The 19,767-nt window shown below is 70.3% G+C and carries 20 protein-coding genes; 9 read left to right on the top strand and 11 right to left on the bottom strand.

The genetic code is table 11. The annotated features are described in order from the left end of the window. The first annotated feature begins 5 nt into the window (after positions 1-5). The 6 genes from NFR93_RS01670 (at position 6) to lnt (ending at position 7,280) form a co-directional block, all read left to right on the top strand. Entirely contained in the window at positions 6-1,001 is a 996-nt protein-coding gene (locus tag NFR93_RS01670) for a helix-turn-helix transcriptional regulator (protein WP_251449599.1), read from the top strand. Then, positions 998-1,960, top strand: coding sequence for a helix-turn-helix transcriptional regulator (locus NFR93_RS01675; RefSeq protein WP_251449600.1), 963 nt, complete (start codon positions 998-1,000; stop codon positions 1,958-1,960). Before NFR93_RS01670 ends, NFR93_RS01675 begins: the two co-directional genes overlap by 4 nt. Positions 1,961-2,052: 92 nt before the next feature. Next, positions 2,053-2,331, top strand: coding sequence for a Sec-independent protein translocase subunit TatA (tatA, locus tag NFR93_RS01680; protein WP_251449601.1), 279 nt, complete (start codon positions 2,053-2,055; stop codon positions 2,329-2,331). Between the two features lie 6 nt (positions 2,332-2,337). Further along, positions 2,338-3,159 carry a twin-arginine translocase subunit TatC gene (gene tatC, locus NFR93_RS01685; protein WP_251449602.1) on the top strand — a complete coding sequence of 274 codons (822 nt, stop codon included), beginning with the start codon at positions 2,338-2,340 and terminating at the stop codon, positions 3,157-3,159. Continuing rightward, the gene (locus NFR93_RS01690) at positions 3,156-5,651 is read left to right on the top strand and encodes a DEAD/DEAH box helicase (protein WP_251449603.1); all 2,496 of its coding nucleotides are present in this window, start codon (positions 3,156-3,158) and stop codon (positions 5,649-5,651) included. Before tatC ends, NFR93_RS01690 begins: the two co-directional genes overlap by 4 nt. A 42-nt stretch (positions 5,652-5,693) precedes the next feature. After that, on the top strand, positions 5,694-7,280 hold the full coding sequence (gene lnt, locus NFR93_RS01695) for an apolipoprotein N-acyltransferase (protein ID WP_502846267.1): 1,587 nt from the start codon (positions 5,694-5,696) through the stop codon (positions 7,278-7,280). A 3-nt stretch (positions 7,281-7,283) separates the two neighbouring features. Here the strand turns inward: lnt and NFR93_RS01700 are convergent, their stop codons facing one another. The 4 genes from NFR93_RS01700 to NFR93_RS01715 all read right to left on the bottom strand — a co-directional run bounded on the left by NFR93_RS01700 (position 7,284) and on the right by NFR93_RS01715 (position 10,184). Further along, the gene (locus NFR93_RS01700) at positions 7,284-7,661 is read right to left on the bottom strand and encodes an RNA polymerase-binding protein RbpA (protein WP_251449605.1); all 378 of its coding nucleotides are present in this window, start codon (positions 7,659-7,661) and stop codon (positions 7,284-7,286) included. A 144-nt stretch (positions 7,662-7,805) separates the two neighbouring features. After that, entirely contained in the window at positions 7,806-8,615 is an 810-nt protein-coding gene (locus tag NFR93_RS01705; RefSeq protein WP_251449606.1) for a glycerophosphodiester phosphodiesterase family protein, read from the bottom strand. Continuing rightward, entirely contained in the window at positions 8,602-9,669 is a 1,068-nt protein-coding gene (locus NFR93_RS01710; protein WP_251449607.1) for an SPFH domain-containing protein, read from the bottom strand. Before NFR93_RS01710 ends, NFR93_RS01705 begins: the two co-directional genes overlap by 14 nt. A 29-nt stretch (positions 9,670-9,698) precedes the next feature. Further along, complete coding sequence (locus tag NFR93_RS01715; protein ID WP_251449608.1) at positions 9,699-10,184, bottom strand: NfeD family protein; 486 nt, start codon at positions 10,182-10,184, stop codon at positions 9,699-9,701. Positions 10,185-10,309: 125 nt separating this feature from the next. On the opposite strand from NFR93_RS01715, the gene NFR93_RS01720 reads away from it, so the two are divergent. After that, the gene (locus NFR93_RS01720) at positions 10,310-11,074 is read left to right on the top strand and encodes an SDR family oxidoreductase (protein ID WP_251449609.1); all 765 of its coding nucleotides are present in this window, start codon (positions 10,310-10,312) and stop codon (positions 11,072-11,074) included. Between the two features lie 4 nt (positions 11,075-11,078). Continuing rightward, positions 11,079-13,076 carry an alpha/beta hydrolase family protein gene (locus NFR93_RS01725; protein WP_251449610.1) on the top strand — a complete coding sequence of 666 codons (1,998 nt, stop codon included), beginning with the start codon at positions 11,079-11,081 and terminating at the stop codon, positions 13,074-13,076. A 62-nt stretch (positions 13,077-13,138) separates the two neighbouring features. On the opposite strand, the gene NFR93_RS01730 is transcribed toward NFR93_RS01725, so the two are convergent. The 5 genes from NFR93_RS01730 to NFR93_RS01750 form a co-directional block, all read right to left on the bottom strand. Then, positions 13,139-13,696, bottom strand: a complete 558-nt coding sequence (locus tag NFR93_RS01730; protein ID WP_251449611.1) for an HdeD family acid-resistance protein — start codon at positions 13,694-13,696, stop codon at positions 13,139-13,141. Positions 13,697-13,784: 88 nt separating this feature from the next. Continuing rightward, the gene (locus NFR93_RS01735; protein ID WP_251449612.1) at positions 13,785-14,705 is read right to left on the bottom strand and encodes an AEC family transporter; all 921 of its coding nucleotides are present in this window, start codon (positions 14,703-14,705) and stop codon (positions 13,785-13,787) included. A gap of 73 nt (positions 14,706-14,778) precedes the next feature. Continuing rightward, on the bottom strand, positions 14,779-15,507 hold the full coding sequence (locus NFR93_RS01740) for a formylglycine-generating enzyme family protein (RefSeq protein ID WP_502846268.1): 729 nt from the start codon (positions 15,505-15,507) through the stop codon (positions 14,779-14,781). Positions 15,508-15,542: 35 nt separating this feature from the next. Then, a complete protein-coding gene (locus NFR93_RS01745; protein ID WP_251449614.1) occupies positions 15,543-16,523 on the bottom strand; it encodes an NAD-dependent epimerase/dehydratase family protein in 981 nt (326 codons plus the stop codon). Positions 16,524-16,605: 82 nt separating this feature from the next. Beyond that, positions 16,606-16,869, bottom strand: a complete 264-nt coding sequence (locus NFR93_RS01750; RefSeq protein ID WP_251449615.1) for a DUF6458 family protein — start codon at positions 16,867-16,869, stop codon at positions 16,606-16,608. 158 nt (positions 16,870-17,027) lie between these two features. Between NFR93_RS01750 and NFR93_RS01755 the strand changes: the two genes are divergently transcribed. Further along, positions 17,028-17,612: a dihydrofolate reductase family protein gene (locus NFR93_RS01755; RefSeq protein WP_251449616.1), complete on the top strand. Its 585-nt coding sequence runs from the start codon at positions 17,028-17,030 to the stop codon at positions 17,610-17,612. Here the strand turns inward: NFR93_RS01755 and NFR93_RS01760 are convergent. Beyond that, positions 17,582-18,349 (bottom strand): SGNH/GDSL hydrolase family protein, encoded by a 768-nt coding sequence (locus NFR93_RS01760; protein ID WP_251449617.1) that lies wholly within the window; start codon positions 18,347-18,349, stop codon positions 17,582-17,584. The genes NFR93_RS01755 and NFR93_RS01760 overlap by 31 nt on opposite strands. Positions 18,350-18,383: 34 nt before the next feature. Then, positions 18,384-19,739: an MFS transporter gene (locus tag NFR93_RS01765; RefSeq protein WP_251451420.1), complete on the bottom strand. Its 1,356-nt coding sequence runs from the start codon at positions 19,737-19,739 to the stop codon at positions 18,384-18,386. Positions 19,740-19,767 lie beyond the last annotated feature (28 nt).

Raw genomic sequence — 19,767 nt, forward strand, 5'->3', positions numbered from 1 at the left:
AGGGGGTGCCCGCCGTACCCCCTGTGAAGATCCCGCCCGAGGAGCGGCTGGTCAACCTCGTGGTGGCGCTCATGGCCACCGAGCAGGGGATCACCAAGGACACCATCCTCTCGTCGGTCTCGGGCTACCGCGAGCAGGGCGGGGCCGGCGCCTCGAAGGACGCGCTCGAGAAGATGTTCGAGCGCGACAAGGAGAATCTCCGTCGCCTGGGCGTGCCGATCGAGACCATCGGCGATTGGGCCGATCCCGACGATCTGCGCGAGGCGAGGTACCGGGTGCCGTCGACCGAGTACGAGCTCCCCGACGACATCGTGTTCACGCCTGCCGAGATCGCGCTGCTCAATCTCGCCGGAGGAGTCTGGCGGGAGGGCTCGATGTCGAAGGACGCCCGCACCGGCCTGCGCAAGATCCGCGCGCTCGGAATCCCCGTCGACGAGCCCATCATCGGATTCTCACCGCGCATCAGCGTGCGCGAGGCTGCGTTCGCGCCGCTCCAGCAGGCCATCGAGCAGTCTTGCGTCGTGACGTTCCCCTACCTGAAACCGGGGGAGGAGCGCCCGCGCTCCCGCCGCGTCCAGCCGCTCGCGCTGGTGGAGTACGAGGCGCGCTGGCATGTGTACGGCGCCGACCTCGGCGTCGATGCCGAACGCACGTTCCTGCTGTCGCGCATCGTCGGACCGGTGCGCATCGAGCGCGAGACCTTCGACCCGGCTCTGCGCGCGGGCGCGGGGGAGCGCGCGCTGTCGGGACTGGAACAGGTCGCGGCTCGGAATGCGGCCCTGCTTGAGGTCAATCCCGGCACCGAGGCGGCACTCCGCCTCGCACGACGCGCGGAGCCCGCCGATCAGGGCGTGCGCGTGCGCTACGTCGACCTGCATGTGTTCGCGGACGAGCTGGCGTCCTACGGTCCCGAGGTGCGCGTCGTCGAGCCGCCCGAGCTGCGCCGTGCCGTCATCGACAGACTCACCGCCGCTCTCGAGCGCCACGGAGGCGTCGCATGACCGCCGCCCGATCGCCGCTTGCGACCGATCGCGCGGCGCTCCTGCTGCAGCTCGTGCCGTATCTCGTCGGCAAGGGCGAGGTGTCCCTCGCCGAGGCCGCGGACGAGTTCGATGTCACCCCCGAGCAGATGCGGCAGCTCGTCGAGCGGCTGACGGTCATCGGTCTTCCCGGCGACGGCGGATACTGGCAGATGTCCAACGACCTGTTCGACATCGACTGGGACCTGCTGGACCGGGATGACCTCATCGTCATCACCCACGCCGTGGGCCTCGAGCGCGCGCCGCGGCTGACCGCGCGCGAGGCGGCGGCGCTGCTGGCGGGGCTGCAGCTGGCGCGCGCCCTTCCCGGCGTCGGCGACACCGAGCTGTTCGCCGGGCTCCTCGCCAAGCTCGCCCGCGGCGCGTCGAGCGCCCCGGCCGAGGTGATCGTCGCTCCCGGCCCCGTGGACGCCGTCCGTGACGCCGTCGCCGCCGCGCTGCGCGAGGCGGTCGCGGTGACCTTCACCTACAAGGCCCCGGATGCCGCACCCACGGCCCGCACCGTCGATCCGGTCAAGGTCCACATCGCCGAAGGGCAGTGGTATCTGCAGGGCTGGTGTCACCTGCGGCAGGCGATGCGCACCTTCCACCTCGACCGGGTGAGCGACCTCAAGCTGACCGACATCCCGAGCACGCACGGCGAGGAGCCGGTCCCGGCATGGTTCGAGCCCGGCGAGGACGACATGGTCGCACGGGTGCGATTCCCGGCATCCGTCGCACCGCTGCTGGGCGACTACCTCGAACGGGCCGCCGTCGAGACCACGGGATCCGAGTCGACGGCGACGATGCGGATCGCCGATGCCGCGAGCCTGCGGCGCCTCGCCGCGCGCCGTGGCGGAGAGGTCGAGATCCTCGAGCCGGCCGGCGCCCGACGCGCGGCCGCGGAGTGGGCCGCTGCCGGTCTGGCGCAGTACACGTGACGTTCAGATAACGCGGATGCCGCAACGGCGGCCCGCGGGATGTCGCGGGCTAGACTGTCACCACCCCTGTACGCGAGACGACGGAGTGCATCATGTTCGGCAACCTCAACGGCTGGCACCTTCTCATTCTGCTCGCTGTGATCCTGCTCCTCTTCGGCGCGGCAAAGCTGCCCGCCCTGGCGAAGAGCGTCGGACAGTCCGCGCGGGTCTTCAAGGGTGAGATGAAGGCGATGAAGGACGAGGATGCCGCAGCCGGCACCACGTCGGCGGAGCCGGGTGTCGCCGGGACCACCCCGGGGGCGACCCCGTCGTCCGCGCCCTCCACGGCGCCGCCGGCCACGGGGGACAGCGCCTCCGATCACCGCCCCTGAGGCCTGATGGTCACCGCCGGACCGCCGCGGACGGAGGATCCCGACCTCCCTCGCCGCGACAAGCGGATGTCGCTCGGGGCGCACCTGGTCGAACTGCGTCGGCGGATCATGTTCGCCGCGATCGCCCTCGTCGTGGGGATGGTCGTCGCATTCATCATCACCGACCCGATCATCCATTGGATCACCGGTCCCATCCGCGAGATCGCGGAGCGTCGGGGTGACGACTTCTCGGCCCTGAACTTCACGAACGTCACGAGCGCGTTCGACATGCGCATGCGCATCGCGTTCTCGATCGGCATCTTCCTGTCGGCGCCCGTCTGGCTGTGGCAGGTCTGGGCGTTCATCATGCCGGGTCTCACGAGAAAGGAGATCCGGTACACGATCAGCTTCGTGGCGGCGGCCATCCCGCTCTTCTTCGCGGGCTGCTACGTGGGCATCCTCATCGTCCCCCACGTCATCGAGCTGATGTGGGGATTCACCCCCGAGGGCGGCGTCAACTTCTACAGCGCCGCGGAGTACTACGACTTCGTCTTCAAGCTCATGATCGTGATCGGCGTCGCCTTCGTCCTCCCGGTCTTCCTCGTCGCGCTGAACGTCGCCGGCATCATGTCCGGCCGCGCGATCCTGAAGGGATGGCGCGTCGCGATCCTGGTGGCGACCACGTTCGCCGCCCTCGCGACACCGGCTGCCGACGTGGTGAGCATGCTGATGCTCGCCGGCATCCTCACCGTCCTGTTCTTCGCCGCGGGCGGACTGTCGCTGCTTTTCGACCGTCACCGCGCCAAACGGGATGCCGCGATCCTGGCCGCCGGGACGGACACCGTATGAGCGAACCGGGGCCCGCCGAACGATTCGCCCGCGCCAGTGAGGCGAGCCGGCAGGACCGGGATCACCCGGTGACGGCGGAGTTCGCCCGCGCTCAGCAGTTCGAGCTCGACCCCTTCCAGATCGCGGGATGCCGCGCCCTCGAGGACGGCCGGAGCGTTCTGGTGGCCGCGCCGACCGGGGCGGGGAAGACCATCGTCGGCGAGTTCGCCATCCACCTCGCGATGAACGAGCCGGGCGACAAGGCGTTCTACACCACGCCGATGAAGGCGCTCTCCAATCAGAAGTTCCGCGAGCTGCAGGCGGTGTACGGCGCCGACCAGGTCGGTCTCCTCACCGGTGACACGAACATCAACGGCTCGGCGCGGATCGTGGTGATGACGACCGAGGTGCTGCGCAACATGCTGTACGCGGACTCGCCGGCGCTGCAGGGTCTGCGGTTCGTGGTGATGGACGAGGTCCACTACCTCGCCGATCGCTTCCGGGGGGCCGTGTGGGAAGAGGTGATCATCCACCTGCCGCAGACCGTGCGCCTGGTGTCGCTGTCGGCCACCGTCTCGAATGCGGAGGAGTTCGGAGACTGGCTCGACACGGTTCGCGGCGACACCGAGGTGATCGTCTCCGAAGTGCGGCCGGTGCCGTTGGAGCAGCACGTCCTCGTCCGGGGCGACCTCCTTCCTCTCTTCGACGACCGGGCCGGGATCGCCACCGCGCAGGTGAACCAGGAGCTCATGCGCCTGCGCTCGTTCAAGGGCCCGAGCTTCGAAGGCAACCGCAGCGCGCAGGCGGCGCGCAGCGGCGCGCACCGCGACGGCTACTCCTCGCGACGGCCGCAGCGGGGTGGTCGCCGCCCCGTGCGGGCGGCGAACGCCCGCCGGATCGAGAGACTCGATCGGCCCGACGTGGTCGAACTCCTCCACCGCAGCAACCTGCTTCCGGCGATCTTCTTCATCTTCAGCCGGGTGGGCTGCGACGCCGCCGTGCAGCAGGTGCGGCGCGGCGGGGTCCGCCTGACCTCGCCCGAGGAGCGCGCCGAGATCCGCGCGATCGTCGAGGAGCGCACGCGCACCCTTCCGGACGAGGACCTCGCGGTGCTCGGGTACTGGGAGTGGCTCGACAACCTCGAGCGCGGCGTCGCGTCCCACCACGCGGGCCTCCTGCCGGCGTTCAAGGAAGTCGTCGAAGAGCTGTTCCAACGCAAGCTCGTGAAGGTCGTGTTCGCCACCGAGACCCTGGCGCTCGGCATCAACATGCCGGCCCGGACCGTCGTGCTCGAGAAGCTCGAGAAGTTCAACGGCGAGGCGCGTGTCGCGATCACGTCCGGGGAGTACACCCAGCTCACCGGACGAGCCGGTCGACGCGGCATCGACGTCGAGGGCCACGCCGTCATCCAATGGACCGAAGGCCTCGATCCGCAGCAGGTGGCGGCCCTCGCCTCGCGTCGGACCTATCCGCTCAACTCGAGTTTCCGGCCTACGTACAACATGGCGGTGAATCTCATCGACCAGTTCGGCCGACCGCGGGCGCGCGAGGTGCTCGAGTCGTCGTTCGCCCAGTTCCAGGCCGACCGCGCCGTCGTCGGGCTCGCGCGACAGGTCCGCGAGAAGGAGGAGTCGCTGGCCGGCTATGCCGAGGCGATGACCTGTGACCGAGGCGACTTCCCGGGCTATGCCGGCCTGCGCAGAGCGCTGAGCGACGTCGAGAAGCTCAACCGCAAGGATGCGACCGCGTCCCGCGCCACCCGTGATGCACGCCTTCGCGAGATCGCGAGCCTCCGCAAGCGCATCCAGCGTCACGCGTGCCACCAGTGCCCGGAGCGCGAACAGCATGCCCGCTGGGCCGAGCGCCACGAGAAGCTGCGTCGCGAGGTCGAACGTGCGCGTCGACAGATCGACAACCGCACCGGCACCGTGGCCCGGGTCTTCGACCGCGTCGTCGACGTGCTCACCGCCCTCGACTACGTGCGGACCGCCGACGACGGGCGGGTCACCCTCACCGAGGCGGGGCGGACGATGAGGCGCATCTACGGCGAACGCGATCTGCTCGTCGCCGAGAGTCTGCGTCAGGGGCTGTGGACGAAGCTCGACGCTCCGTCGCTGGCAGCGCTGGCGTGCGCCCTGGTGTACGAGCCGCGCCGCGACGAAGCCGGCCCGGGGGAGCACCGGCTGCCCGCGGGTCCCTTCCGCCCGGCGCTGGCGGCCACGCAGGATCTGTGGCAGAAGCTGGACGATCTCGAGCAGGACCACCGGCTGCCCGGAAGCGAGCCGATCGCCACCGGTCTCGCCCAGGCCATGCACATGTGGGCACGCGGCGGCGCCCTGGACCGTGTGCTCGGCGAGGCCGACATGGCAGCCGGAGACTTCGTGCGGTGGAGCAAGCAGACCATCGACCTGCTCGATCAGCTGTCGCTCGTCGCGTCGCCGGAGGTCGCGACGACCGCTCGCAGCGCTCTCGATCAGGTCCGGCGCGGAATCGTCGCCTACAGTTCCGTGTGAGCCCCGGTGACTTCTGCGGTGCCCTTTAGGCTCGACGACGTGATCCCCGTCGGCGCACCCCGCCCCCTGCTTCCGCTGTGGTTCGCGGTGCTCGTCTCGGTGGTGGGCGGCGTCACACTCGACCTCGCGTTCCCGGACGTCGGCTGGTGGCCCCTCGCGCCGGTCGCCGTGGCCTGCGCCCTGGTCGCGCTGATCGGGCGGAGCGCAGGCGGCGCCCTCCTCGTGGGGCTGGCCTTCGGGGCGACGTTCTACCTCATCCACATCGTCTGGATCACGCGCTATCTCGGCGTCATCCCGTGGTTCGCCCTCGCCGGCATCGAGACGGTGTTCATGGCGGTCGGCTCGATCCCGATCGCCCTGGCCTACCGATGGATGCCGCGGTCGGGGCGGACTGCTGCGGTGAGGCTGGTCGCGCTTCCGGCGCTCGTGGCAGGGCTGTGGACGGCGCGCGAGCTGTTCATGGGCTCGTGGCCCTACACCGGGTTCCCCTGGGGCCGGATCGGGATGAGCCAGTCCGAGAGTCCGCTGGCGCATGTGGCGTCGTGGACGGGCGTCGCGGGACTCACGTTCCTGATGGTCTTCCTCGCGGCCGCCGTCATCGAATGGCTGCGGCTCGGGCGGCTGCGCGATGTGCGGACGGCGCTGCCGGCCGCCGCCCTCGCGACCGTCCTCCTGGTGACTCCGCAGTTCCCCACGTCAGCGGCCGGGGAGCTGCGGGTGGGTGCCGTGCAGGGCAACGGCCCGTCGGGATACTTCGACGAGCGCACCCGCAACGCGGTGCTGCGTGCCCAGCTGGACGCGTCGGGACCGCTCCTCGGCGAGGATCTGGACGTCGTGCTGTGGCCCGAGGGGGGCATCGACTCCGACCCCCTCACGGACGCCGGCACGGCGGCCGTGCTGGACGCCCTCGCCGAGCGCGCCGACGCCCCGCTTATCGTCAACGCCGCGACGACGCGGGGCGACGACACCTTCAACACCTCGCTGCTGTGGCAGGCGGATGAGGGAGCGGTCGCTCTGCACGACAAAGCGAACCCCGTTCCGATGGGGGAGTACGTTCCCGATCGGTGGTTCTTCGAGATGCTCGTCCCCGACCTCGTGGGTCTCATCCAGCGCGAGTACACGCCCGGGACCAACCCGCCCTTCTTCGATGTGAACGGCGTCGGTGTGGGACTCGCGATCTGCTTCGACGTCATCTACGACCAGGTCATCTGGGACGGCGCGGCCGCGGGGGCCGAAGTCTTCATGTTCCAGACCAACAACGCCGACTTCCGCGACACCGACGAGAACCTGCAGCAGCTCGCCTTCGCGCGTATGCGCGCGATCGAGACCGGGCGAGCGGTGGTGAACATCTCGACGGTGGGCACGAGCCAGGTCATCGCCCCCGACGGCACCACGGTGGCCGGGCTTCCCGCCGGCGAGTCGGGCCACATCATCGCCGACGTGCCGCTTCGCACGGGTCTGACGCCCGCAGTGGTCGTCGGCGGTGCCGTTCAGGGCGTCATCGGGTGGGGGAGCGCACTGTTCCTCCTCGGGCTGGGCGGCGCGCTGGCTCTTTCCCGTCGGCGGAGGCTGCGCAACACGAAAGCGACGCCGGCCCACGAGGGGTCCGGCGTCGCTGAGACGGAGTGATCGTCAGGCGCTGATCTTGTCGGCCGCTGATCCGGCGCCGCGCCGTTCGCGCAGCAGCGCCAGGCGCTCTTCGAGGAGCTCCTCGAGCTCGGGGACCGTTCGCCGCTCGAGCAGCATGTCCCAGTGGCTGCGGGGCGCCTTGTCGCCGGAGTGGTCGACCGTGGCCGTGCCCTCTCCGATGCGAAGCAGCGCCTCGGCGCCGCACGTGCGGCACTCCCACGCCTCGGGCACTTCGGCGTCCGCTGCGAAAGTCAGTGTGGTGTCTCGTCCGCAGGACGAGCATGTGTACATGTGCTGTGCGCGTTCATGGAACACGACGCCCTCTTCGCTCTGTAGGCTCTGGGCGCCGAGTCGGATGCCGCGCAGACTGCGGTCTGCCATTTTGTGGTCCTCTCGTCGCTGTTCAGGTATAACGAACCCACCTGTGCGGATCATCCGAACGGACCGGCGCCGCGGGCCTTTCACAGCCGATGCTCAGCCCGCGCGGGCCGCCGTTCGTACGGCGTGAATCCGGTGCGGAGCGGCCTATCTGCGTCGTTCCGCCACCTTCAGCGCCACGTGCGCCTGATCGGTGACGATTCCGTCCACACCGAGGTCCAGAAGCCGCTCCATGTCGGTCGCCTCGTTCACCGTCCAGACGTGCACCTCCACGTCGAAGCGGTGGGCGGTCTCGACGAGGCGGGGGGTCACGATGCGAACGCGGCCACGGCGCTCCGGTACCTGCAGGGCGTCCACTCCCGCCAGCAGGCGTCCCGCGAGGCGGGAGGAGCGGACCGCCAGAGCTCCGAGCAGCCGGGCGACCGTCGCGGACCCCGCGGAAGTGGCCGGCGGCATCTCGGCCCCCGCCGCCTCTGCGGCGCGCAGCGCCTCGCGGCGGCGGGCGTCCGAGAAGCTGGTGAGCAGGACGCGCTCCGCGTAGGGGGCGATCGTGGCCCCGACCTGGGCGGCGGCATCCGCAGCCTTCACATCGAGGTTGAACCGCAGGTCGGGGAACGAGTCCAAGGCCTGGGCGAGGGTGATCAGTCCGCCGCGGTCGGCCATGATCCCGTCCAGTTCGCGCAGGGTGACCGCCGCGACCGCTCTGGGATCGCCGGTGACCCGAGCCAGATCGTCGTCATGGAAGAGCACCGGCACCCCGTCACGGGTGAGGTGACAGTCGGACTCGACGTAGTCGACCCCCAGCGCGTGGGCTCCCGCCACCGCGAGGAAGGAGTTCACGACGATGCCGTGGCCGGCGTCGTCGGCGGAGACGAAGCCCCGGTGCGCGAGGACGCGGGGGTGCTCGCCGGCGAACCAGGGGTGACGGGTGCGGCGGGTCGGTTCAGATCCCGTCATCGCGTCGTCCGTCGACGCCGGGTGCGGACGCACGTGCTTCGGAGGCGATGTCGTCGGCGGCGGTGGCCGCTTCGCGCGCGGCGGCGACGGCCGCGTCGGCGGCCCGGGAGGATTCCTCGTCGACCGGCCTGCGGGCGGCCGGGCGCGGGCCGCCGGCGGCGCGTCCACCGAACGCATCGCCGATCCCCTTGAGGGCCTCGGTGAACTCGCTGGGGATGATCCACATCTTGCTCGAGGAGCTGTCGGCGATCTTCGGCAGCGTCTGCAGGTACTGGTATGCGAGGAGCTTGTCGTCGGGATCGCCGACATGGATCGCGTTGAACACCATCTCGATCGCCTCGGACTCGCCCTGCGCCCGCAGCACCGCCGCCTGCTTGTCGCCTTCGGCACGCAGGATCTCCGCCTGGCGGCGACCCTCCGCCTCGAGGATCTGGGACTGCTTCGAGCCCTCGGCGGTGAGGATGGCCGCACGGCGGTCGCGCTCGGCCCGCATCTGCTTCTCCATCGAATCCTGGATGGACGCGGGCGGGTCGATCGCCTTCAGCTCGACGCGCGAGACGCGGATGCCCCACTTGCCGGTCGCCTCGTCGAGAACGACGCGCAGCTTGCTGTTGATCTCGTCGCGGCTGGTCAGCGCCTCCTCGAGGTTGAGCCCGCCCACGACGTTTCGCAGAGTCGTGGTGGTCAGCTGCTCCACTGCGCCGAGGTAGTTGGCGATCTCGTAGGTCGCGGCGCGCGCGTCGGTCACCTGGAAGTACACGACGGTGTCGATGGAGACGACGAGGTTGTCCTCGGTGATGACCGGCTGGGGCGGGAAGGACACCACCTGCTCGCGCATGTCGATCAGCGGGCGCAGACGGTCGATGAACGGCACCAGCAGGTTCAGACCCGGTGACAGCGTCCGCTGGTACCGCCCGAGCCGCTCCACGACACCGGCATTGGCCTGCGGGATGATCCGGATCGCGCGGAAGAGCACCACCACGACGAAGATCGCGATGACGATCAGCAGGATGACGATGAAGATCTGTCCGACGAACTGTCCGATGTCGACCATGGCGGGTCCTCTCTTGGATGCGGGTGGGGTCAGGTCTTCTCGGACCCGGGCGGCGCTGCCAGGGCGACTTCGACCGTGGCGCCCCTCACCGCGGCGACGGTGACGCGGTCCCCGACGCCGAGCGCGGCATCCGCGATGCCCTCGCTCAGGCGCGCGGTCCACGTCTCGCCGTTGTCGAGCTTGACCGACCCCGCGCCGTCGACGAAGGGTGCGACGACGCGGGCGCTCATCCCGGTCAGGGCGTCGACGTTCATGAGCACCGGGGCGGAGCTGCGGTGCAGCGCCCGCAGCAGCAGCGGCCGGATCGTGAACAGCAGCAGCGCCGCGAGCGCGGCCGCCGCACCGATCTGCAGCCACCACGGTCCGCCGAGGAGGTTGACGCCGAGACCGCCGACGAGGGTGCCCGCCGCGAGCATGAGGAAGGTGAACTCGAGCGTGAGGAGCTCGATGATCACGAACAGGAACGCCAGCGCGAGCCACAGGATCCACAGGTACTGCGTCAGATCCGGCAGCATCAGCGATCCCTTCGCCTGGTCGTGGCTCCACCGTACCAACCGTGGACGGCGGGGCGGGCGTTGATAGGGTCGACACGGCCCGCCGGACGCGTGCGGGCGCACGCACGAAGCCGATGGAGCACGCCATGACACAGCCTCTCGCCCCGGGATCCCTCGCCGGTCGCACCGCCCTCGTGACGGGCTCGTCCCGCGGCATCGGCGCCGATACCGCCCGCTACCTCGCCGAGGCCGGCGCGAACGTCGTCATCAACTACCGCAACAAAGCGCCCCGCGCCGAGAAGCTCGCCACCGAGCTGCGCGGACTGGGCGTCGAGGTGCTGGTCGTCGGCGCCGATCTGACGGACGCCGATTCGGTGCAGGCCATGTTCGATGCGGTCCGCGAGGCCTTCGGCTCCCTCGACGTGCTCGTCCTCAACGCCTCCGGCGGCATGGAGGCGGGCATGGGCGAGGACTATGCACTGCAGCTCAACCGCGACGCGCAGGTCCGCGTCCTCGAGACCGCGCTGCCCCTGCTGTCCGAGGGCGCCCGCGTCGTGTTCGTCACGAGCCACCAGGCGCACTTCATCCGCACGACGCCCACCATGCCCGAGTACGAGCCGGTTGCGCTGTCCAAGCGGGCCGGCGAGGATGCCCTGCGCGAGCGCATCCCCGCCCTCGCCGAGCGCGGCATCGAGTTCGTCGTGGTGTCGGGCGACATGATCGAGGGCACGATCACCGCGACCCTGCTCGAGCGCGCCAACCCCGGCGCCATCGCCTCCCGCCGCGAGTCGGCGGGCAAGCTCTACAACGTCCAGGAGTTCGCCGCCGAGGTGGCCCGCGCCGCGCTCGAGCCCGTGCCCGACGACAACACGCGCCTGGTCGGGGACACCGGCTCGTTCGCGGGGGAGTGAACGGGTGCGAGCACGCGACATCGAGACCCTCGTCGGCGTCTGGCGACCGGCGCTCGCCCCGGACGGCTCCTTCGCCGTGTTCGCGACCTCGCGTCCGGACATCGCCGCGAACCGTGCTGTCGGCCAGTTGTGGCGGGTCGACCTGCCGGCGGGGGAGCCGCGCCGGCTGACCCGCGGCGTCGCCGACTCCTCGCCCCGGCTGTCGCCCGACGGCTCGCGCGTGGCCTTCCTGCGCGGCGACGCGAAGAACCGCGCGCAGCTGCACGTGGTCGACGCGCGCGGCGGCGAGCCCGTGCAGGTGACGGATGCCGCACTCGGCGTCTCGGACATCGCATGGGCCCCCGACGGTCGCACCCTCGCGTTCACCGCGCGGGTCGCCGAGCACGGCCGCTACGGAACGGTCGAAGGGCTCGAGCCCGACGCCGAGTCGCCGCGCCGCATCCGCGGCGTGCGCTGGCACGCGAACGGGCTCGGGTACACCGTCGATCGCCCCTCTCACGTCTTCGCCGTCGACGCGCCCGACCCCGGTGCCGAGCCGCTCTACGATCCCGCTCCGGCGGTCACGGCCGATGGCGCGCCGAGCCCGGAGCGGACGCGAGTGCCCGCCGAGGCGAGGCAGCTGACCGAGGGCGAGCTGTCGCACAGCGGGTGCGTCTTCACCGCCGACGGCGCCGAGGTGCTCACCGTCGTGGAGGACCCGCAGCTGGAGGGCGCAGATCTCCGGGGTGAGCTGCGCGCGATCCGGCTGGACGGCAGGGGGGCACGCGTCGTGGTCGAGCGGGAGACGGGCCTGGGCATCCAGGACGTCGCGGTCGCGCCGGACGGGACCGTGGCCCTGCTCGCTCACCCCCTGGGTGACAGCGGTGTGGACTTCGTCGCCCCCGCCACCGGCCTGTGGCTGCTCGAGGCCGGCGGAGTGCGTCGCCTGACCGACAGCGAGAGCGTGGACCTGGGCGAGGTGGGCAGTCACATCTCGGTCGCCGGCGACGCGTTCCTCGTGCAGGACCGCACGCGCGGCCGCGTGCGGCTGCTGCACGTGGATCGCTCCGGCGGCGTCCAGGAGCTCCTCGGCGGAGATGTGGAGGTGAACGGCCACGCGGCCGCCGAGGACGTGGTGGTCGCCGCGGTCGCCACCCCCGTCTCCCACGGCGAGCTCGTCCGCGTCACGGATCGCGACGGGGTCCCTCTCACCGAGTTCGGCGCACCCGCAGCGCGCGCCGGAATCGCTGTTCCACGTGAGCTGACCGTCGAGGGACGGGACGGCTATCCGGTGCACGGGTGGGTGGCGACACCCGAGGGCGACGGGCCGTTCCCCACGATCCTGCAGATCCACGGCGGTCCGTATGCCTCTTACGGCATACACCTGTTCGACGAGACGCAGGTCCTCGTCGACGCGGGATACGCCGTCGTCTACTGCAATCCGCGAGGCTCCGCCGGATACGGCCGGGCGCACGGGCGCAGCATCCGCACCCGCATGGGAACCCTGGACTTCGCCGACGTCATGGACTTCCTCGACGGCGCCGTCGAGGCGGATCCGCGCCTGGACGGCGCCCGCGTCGGCATCATGGGCGGTTCGTACGGCGGCTATCTGACCGCCTGGGTCATCGCGCACGATCATCGCTTCGCCGGGGCCATCGTCGAGCGCGGGTTCCTCGACCCGGTGAGCTTCCAGGGCACCAGCGACATCGGGTCGTTCTTCGGCGACGAATACGTCGGCGTGGAGCACGGTGACATCATGCGGCAGAGCCCGATGGCGGTCGTCGACGACGTCCGCACCCCGACCCTGGTGCTGCATTCGGAGCTGGACTTCCGCTGCCCCCTGGAGCAGGCCACGAGGTACTACAGCGCCCTCAAGCGCGGGGGAGTGGACGCCGAGCTGCTGGTCTTCCCGGGCGAGAACCACGAGCTGACCCGCTCCGGTCAGCCCCGCCATCGCGTGGAGCGGTTCGAGGCGGTGCTCGACTGGTGGGCGAGGCATCTGCCGGTGCGCGACGCGGTGTGAGACACGGAGAAGAGGGCCGCGGCATCTCGCCGCGGCCCTCTTCTCCGTGCTGGTGAGGAGCGTCAGACGCCCTTGCCGTACGTGAAGGCGCGGGCGATCTGGAGGATTCCGAGGACGATGAGCGAGATGCCGATCAGCCACCAGAGCACGACAGCGCCCCAGATGGGGGAGAACAGCAGCACGATGCCGGCGATGATGCTCAGGATCGCGAAGACCGTGGTCCAGACCTTCGACGGCGCGTCGCCGAGCGTCGACAGGGCCACCACGCCCTCGATGATCCACATGATGCCCACGAGGATGGCCACGAAGACCGCGAGGTAGGCGGTCGTCGCACCGAGATTCAGGAACGCCACGATGCCGGCGATGATGAACAGGACGCCGAGCGCGAGGTGGCCGATGCGCGACCAGCCGCCCTTCGTCTTGGAGAAGAGACCGAGTCCGGCGTAGACGAGTCCGAGGACGATGGCGTAGACGGCGATGATGGCCGTGACCACCATCGCGGTCTTCGCCGGCCACACCAGGATCAGGATGCCGACGACGACGGCGAGCAGACCGCCGACGCCGAGAGCCGTCCGAACAGCAGTGACCGCGGACTTGGCGAGGGATGTTTCCGTGGACATGACGTGCCTTTCTGTGAGTTCGCTGGGAACTTTCAGGCTGATGATACCGCGGAAGGCGGGGGAGACCCGGGACCGAAGGTCCCGCGCGTCAGACGCCGAGCAGGAGCGTCGCGGCCAGGAGCACCGGCACGCAGCCGATCGTGGTGAGGAAGACCGTGTCGCGCGAGATGGTCTCGCCGATGCCGAACCGCTGCGAGTAGTTGAAGACGTTCTGCGCGGTCGGAAGCGCTGCCAGCACGACGACGATCAGAGTCTCCTGTGCGGAGAGCCCGAGAAGCGTCGCGGCGCTCCAGGCGACGACGGGCATGACGAAGAGCTTCAAACCGGTCGCCAGCAGGATGTCGCGACGCCGTCCGCTCGGACCCAGGACGCGCTGACCGTAGAGCGAGATCCCGTAGCTGATGAGCAGGACGGGGACGCACGCGTCGGCCACGAGTCGCGCGGGCTCCATGACGATGGCCGGCAGGTCTACCCCCGACACCGAGACGAGCGTGCCCAGCGCCGAGCCGAGCACGATGGGATTCGCCGCGGTTCGTCCGAGCGTCTTCCACAGCGACGAGCGACCCGACGTGACGGCATCCAGGATCGCCATGGTGATCGGGGTGAACACGAGCAGCTGCAGCAGGATGACCGGAGCCGGGAAGGCGGCGCTGCCGAGCAGATACAGCGACAGCGGGATGCCGATGTTGTTGGAGTTCACTTGTCCGGCGCTGAGGGCCCCGATGACCACGTCGCCGGCTGGTCGGTGCCACACGAGCTTGGCCACGAGGACGTAGATCCCGAAGACGACGACGGCGGCGATGGCCGACACCGGCAGCAGTGCGGAGAAGAGCGTCCTGACGTCGGCTTCGGCCAGCACGACGAACAGCAGGAACGGCGAGAGCACGAAGAAGGTCAGCCGTGCGAGCACCGGGCGGGCGTGTTCGCCGAGCAGATCTATCCGCCCGATGATGTAGCCCACGACGATCGCGACGCCCACCACGACGAAACCGGTGAGAGAGGCGAGCATCTTCCGAGCCTACGACCGCGCCGATTCCCGCCGAGACACGTTACCGACACCATCGCCGATAATGCACATTATGTCATTTCGTGGGAGTCCAGCCGCTGGGCACGGGTCCATCGACCTCTGCCCTCTCGCGGTCGGCCGCCGCCGACCACCCCTGCGCCTCGCCCACCGCGTCGAATCCTCCGCGGGCGACCCGGAACCCCACATCGTCCTGCGCCGTCCGCGGATCGCCGCCGCGTCTGGTCGACGCGCGCACGCTCCACGCATCGTCGGCGAAGCCGCCGCCGCGGAAGACGCGGTACTCGCCGTACCGCGCCGGGTCGAGCAGATCCCAGCACCACTCCCACACGTTGCCGAGCGTGTCGAAGAGCCCGAAGAGATTCGGATGCCGCCCGCCGACGTTCTGCGGCGAGGTCACTCCGTCGGCGCTCGTCCAGGCCACATCGCCGAGCGGTCCGTACTGCGGGGTCGCCGACCCCGCACGACACGCGTGCTCCCATTCGGCTTCGGTCGGCAGGCGGTAGCCGTCGGCGTCGACGGACCACGTCACCTGCTCCCCCTCGAACGCGTAGGCGTGGTCGAGGCCTTCCCACTCCGACAGCGCGTTGCAGAAGCGGACCGCGCGCAGCCAGCTCACCTCGACGGCGGGTCGGTCGGGATGGGACGCGGTGATGCCGAGGATCTCGGCCAGCAGCTCTTCGGTGATCGGATACACCCCGATCTCGAACGGCTCGAGCGCCACCGCCCGCCGAAGACGCCGGCGGGCGTCGTGCAGCGTCACGGTGCCCCCGGGGATCCTCGCCATGGCTATGTCGCGCACGGATGCACCCTATCCGCCGCTCAGCGGACGAGTGGGCGTGCGACCCCGAGCTCGCCGCGGGCGACGAGCCACTCGACGGCCTCGCGGATCGCGTGCTCCGGCTCGTAGCGGGGCGTGTAGCCGAGCCGCATCCGTGCCTTGTCGATCGAGAACACGTGGCTGCGCGACAGATGTCGCCAGCTGGTCTCCGCAGCCTCCGGCGTCGTCGAGGCGCGGAAGCCGTCCCAGTCCACACTCTCGATCCGGGCGTCGAGCCCGAACCACGCCGCGGCGTGGTGCAGGAAGCCGCGGACGCTGAGCGCCGAGGGGGCGACGATGCTGAAGTCCTCCCCTGCCGCTGCGTCGCGGCGCGCCACCGCCAGCTCGAAAGCCTGCGCGACGTCGTCGGCGTGCACGTGATGCAGCATCTCGGTGCCGATACCCGGAATCCTGATGGTCCGCCCCGCGGACAGGGCGTACCAGACGGCCGGGTCGCGATTGCCGAGCGGTCCGATCGGCTCCCATCCCGGGCCGACGATGTGACCGGGGTGCAGGGTCGTGGTCGCCACTCCCCCGGCTGCGGTCTCCGCCTTCATGAGCGCGGCGATCCGACGCTTCTGGATGCCGTAGTCGTCGAGGGGCGCCTCGGCGGCGCCGGCGTCATCCTCACGGATGGGGAGCTTGCGGCTCACGCCTTCCCGCCAGATCGAGCCGCAGTGGACGAGGTGACCGGTGTGCCCCCGCACACCGTCGAGGAGGGCCGATGCCGATTCCTCGGTGAAGCAGATGAGGTCGACCACCGCATCGGGACGCTGTGAGACAACCGTCCGGGCGAAGGTCCCGGCGCGATCCTCCTCGGCGCGATCGACGCGCATCTGGTGGACGTGCTGCCACTCCTCGTCGTCCCGGTATCCCGTCGCGCCCTGCCGGCTGATGTTGACGACGTCGTGGCCCGCGCGGATCAGGCGCGGGATCAGATAGGTGCCGATGTGTCCGCTGCCGCCGATGACGACGATTCTCATGACGCTCCGATCGCGGGTCGCGCGCGTGACGAGGGGGCGACGCCACGGTCGGCGTCGCCCCCTCGAGGCGTGGTCGGGAGGGTCAGAGACCCGTGGTGTCGTCGGTGGTGCTCGTGCGCTGTCGCGTCACCCGCTGGTTGGTGGCGGGGTCGATCTCCGTGCGGGACACGCTCTCGCTCTGACGACGACGCAGCATCAGGATGAGACCGATGAGGAAGACGACGACTCCGGCCCCCATCAGGATGTAGCCGATCAGGTCGAGGTTCACCGCCTCGACCTCGACGTTCACAGCGAACGTGAGGATCGCTCCGATGACGAACAGGACGATTCCGGTTCCAATGCTCATGCGAGGTTCCTTTCCGGGGCGGCGGGTGTGCTCCCCTGGGCTCGAGACGCTCTCGCGCCTCATCGGCAGGATGACAGTACCGCGCGTCTCGCGCACGGGCTTGACAGCCATCGAGTCCGTGTGATCGGCGTGTCGGGGGTGCGGCGTACGATCGCGACATGGCTGCTGCTCCCCCGCGCGTCGTCTTCCAGACGGCGACGACACTCGACGGCTATCTCGCCGATGATCAGGATTCCCTCGAGTGGCTGTTCGCCGTTCCCGGCGCCGACCAGGCCGAGGCCGGCATCGACGATTTCCTCGCGCAGGTGAGTGTCATCGTCATGGGCTCGACCACGTTCGAGTGGGTCGTCGCCCACGAGAAGCTGCGCGAGCATCCGGAGCGGTGGACGGCGATGTACGGGGCGCGGCCGACCTTCGTCTTCTCGACGCGGCCGCAGCCGGAGCTCGGCGGATCCGACATCCGCGCGCGCTCCGGCGCCGTGCGAGACGTCTGGGCCGAGATCGAGGATGCCGCGCAGGGCGGCCTCGTGTGGCTGGTGGGCGGCGGCGATCTCGTCGGGCAGTTCGCCGACGCGGGCCGCCTGGACGAGGTGCGCGTGTCGATCGCGCCGGTGACGCTGGGCGGCGGTAGGCCGCTTCTCCCCCGTCGACTGGACTCCACCAGGCTGCGCCTCGAGTCCGTGGGGCGTACCGGGCAGTTCGCCGAGCTCGTCTATTCCGTCGCGCCGCTCGGCGGCACCTGAGCCCAGACCGGGCGCTTGGCCGCCCGACTGTCGCCGGAAGACGTGCCCGTCAGTCGGCGCCTCACCCAGGGGCCGACGTGCTCGCGGTAGTAGGCGCTTCCCTGCACGCCTGCCAGAGGGAGCTCCGGAAGCGACCACCACCCTGCCGGTGCAGGCATCCCCAGCGCTTCGAGCACGCGCGCGGCCACCCGATGGTGCCCTCGGCTGTTCATGTGCAGGCGGTCAGCCGACCAGTACGGCGGGCTCGAAAGCTCGCGATCCGGCCAGTTGAACGCGCGCACGACGTCGTCGCGGTCGGCGATAGCCGCTGTGACCGCGACCGAGAGCAGGTCCCCTCTGCGCTGGATCACCCGGCTGAGGGGAAGCTGTCCCGACGGATTCGCGCCCGACAGCAGGATGAGGGTGACGCCCTCCTCATCGCAGCGTCTCAGCACGTGGGTGAAAGCCGAGACCACGCGGGAGATGCTGGTGCGCGGGCGCAGCATGTCGTTGCCGCCCCCGTTGAACGACAGGTGCGTCGGTCGAAGTGCCAACGCCGGCTCGAGCTGCTCTTCGACGATCGGCCAGACGAGCTTGCCGCGGATGGCCAGGTTGGCGTACGAGACGGGGTGCTCCGCGGCATCCGCCCAACCCTGCGCCACGAGGTCGGCCCATCCCCGAACCCTGCCGTCAGGGAGCTCGTCGCCGACCCCTTCCGTGAAGGAGTCCCCTATCGCGACGTACCGGACCTCTTCCACCCCACCAGCGTAATCGCCGCCGATGGTCCGGCGGTCAGCGCTCGTCGAGGGCCAGGCCGCGCCGGTCGACCAGACCCGATGCGGCAGCGGCGGCGATGGCGAAGAAGACGGCGAACACGATGAACAGCACCGGCGCGCCGCCGAGCATCAGCAGAGGCGGCACCGTCAGGGGCGCGACGATCGACGCGATGCGCCCGACGCCCGCCGCCCAACCCGATCCGGTCGCGCGCAGCGAGGTGGGGTACATCTCGGGCGTCACCGCGTACAGGGCTCCCCAGGCGCCGAGGTTGAAGAAGCTGAGCGCCATGCCCGCGCCGATCACCGCCGGCTCGGTCGTCGCGGTCCCGAAGAACACCGCCGAGACGGCCGAGCCCACGAGGAACACCGACAGGGTGAGCCGCCTCCCCCACACTTCGATCAGCCACGCGGCCACGGCGTAGCCGGGAAGCTGTGCGAGCGTGATGACGAGCGTGAACCCGAACGAGCGCACGAGGTCGTACCCCTGCGAGACGAGGATCGAGGGGATCCAGATGAAGGCCCCGTAATACGAGAAGTTGACGCAGAACCACACGAGCCACAGCGCCGCCGTCCGCAGCCGGAACTCCGGCGACCAGAGGGCGCCGAGCCGCTCGCGGGCCGTCGTCGCGGCCGGCTCCGCTGCGGCCGGCACGATCCGTCGCGACCGGGATGCCGTCAGCGACGCCGACTCCTCCAGTGAGCGGACGATGCGCTCGGCCTCCTCGTGGCGACCGCGGCGAGCCAGCCAGCGCGGCGACTCGGGCAGCCCCCAGCGCACGACGAGCGCGTACGCGGCGGGGATCGCTCCCAGCGCGAACGCCCACCGCCACCCGTCGTCGGATGCCGGGATCACGAGGAAGCCGATGAGCGCCGCCGCCGTCCATCCCACGGCCCAGAACGCCTCGAGGATGACGATCAGCCGGCCGCGCATCCGCGCGGGCGCGAACTCGCTCACGTATGTGGAGGCGACCGGAAGCTCCGCGCCGAGGCCGAGTCCGACGAAGAAGCGCAGCACGAGCAGCAGAGCCAGTCCGCCCACGAGCGCGCTGGCACCCGTGGCCAGGCCGTAGATGAGGAGTGTGAGGGCGAACACCTGCCGGCGGCCGATGCGGTCGGCGAGCAGCCCCCCGAGCGTCGCCCCGATCGCCATCCCGACGAAGCCGATCGACGCGATCCACGAGGTCTCCGCGGGCGCGAGCTCCCACTGCACCGCGAGCGCGGCGATGATGAACGAGATCAGGCCGACGTCCATCGCATCCAGCGCCCACCCGACGCCCGATCCGGTCAGGACCTTCGCGTGGCGGCGGGTGAAGGGAAGGCGATCCAGGCGCTCTGAAAGCGTCGCTTCGCCGGTGGCGGCATCCGTCGTCATATCGGTCATGCTACGGAACCGCCGCCGC

The organism is Microbacterium sp. Marseille-Q6648, assembly GCF_943181415.1.
Lineage (GTDB): Bacteria > Actinomycetota > Actinomycetes > Actinomycetales > Microbacteriaceae > Microbacterium.

Bases quoted from the DNA above. Each gene is read 5' to 3' on its own strand.
- NFR93_RS01675 (WP_251449600.1), top strand. From the start codon at position 998: ATGACCGCCGCCCGATCGCCGCTTGCGACCGATCGCGCGGCGCTCCTG.
- tatA (WP_251449601.1), top strand. From the start codon at position 2,053: ATGTTCGGCAACCTCAACGGCTGGCACCTTCTCATTCTGCTCGCTGTG.
- tatC (WP_251449602.1), top strand. From the start codon at position 2,338: ATGGTCACCGCCGGACCGCCGCGGACGGAGGATCCCGACCTCCCTCGC.
- NFR93_RS01690 (WP_251449603.1), top strand. From the start codon at position 3,156: ATGAGCGAACCGGGGCCCGCCGAACGATTCGCCCGCGCCAGTGAGGCG.
- NFR93_RS01700 (WP_251449605.1), bottom strand. From the start codon at position 7,661: ATGGCAGACCGCAGTCTGCGCGGCATCCGACTCGGCGCCCAGAGCCTA.
- NFR93_RS01705 (WP_251449606.1), bottom strand. From the start codon at position 8,615: ATGACGGGATCTGAACCGACCCGCCGCACCCGTCACCCCTGGTTCGCC.
- NFR93_RS01710 (WP_251449607.1), bottom strand. From the start codon at position 9,669: ATGGTCGACATCGGACAGTTCGTCGGACAGATCTTCATCGTCATCCTG.
- NFR93_RS01715 (WP_251449608.1), bottom strand. From the start codon at position 10,184: ATGCTGCCGGATCTGACGCAGTACCTGTGGATCCTGTGGCTCGCGCTG.
- NFR93_RS01720 (WP_251449609.1), top strand. From the start codon at position 10,310: ATGACACAGCCTCTCGCCCCGGGATCCCTCGCCGGTCGCACCGCCCTC.
- NFR93_RS01730 (WP_251449611.1), bottom strand. From the start codon at position 13,696: ATGTCCACGGAAACATCCCTCGCCAAGTCCGCGGTCACTGCTGTTCGG.
- NFR93_RS01735 (WP_251449612.1), bottom strand. From the start codon at position 14,705: ATGCTCGCCTCTCTCACCGGTTTCGTCGTGGTGGGCGTCGCGATCGTC.
- NFR93_RS01740 (WP_502846268.1), bottom strand. From the start codon at position 15,507: ATGGCGAGGATCCCCGGGGGCACCGTGACGCTGCACGACGCCCGCCGG.
- NFR93_RS01745 (WP_251449614.1), bottom strand. From the start codon at position 16,523: ATGAGAATCGTCGTCATCGGCGGCAGCGGACACATCGGCACCTATCTG.
- NFR93_RS01750 (WP_251449615.1), bottom strand. From the start codon at position 16,869: ATGAGCATTGGAACCGGAATCGTCCTGTTCGTCATCGGAGCGATCCTC.
- NFR93_RS01755 (WP_251449616.1), top strand. From the start codon at position 17,028: ATGGCTGCTGCTCCCCCGCGCGTCGTCTTCCAGACGGCGACGACACTC.
- NFR93_RS01765 (WP_251451420.1), bottom strand. From the start codon at position 19,739: ATGACGACGGATGCCGCCACCGGCGAAGCGACGCTTTCAGAGCGCCTG.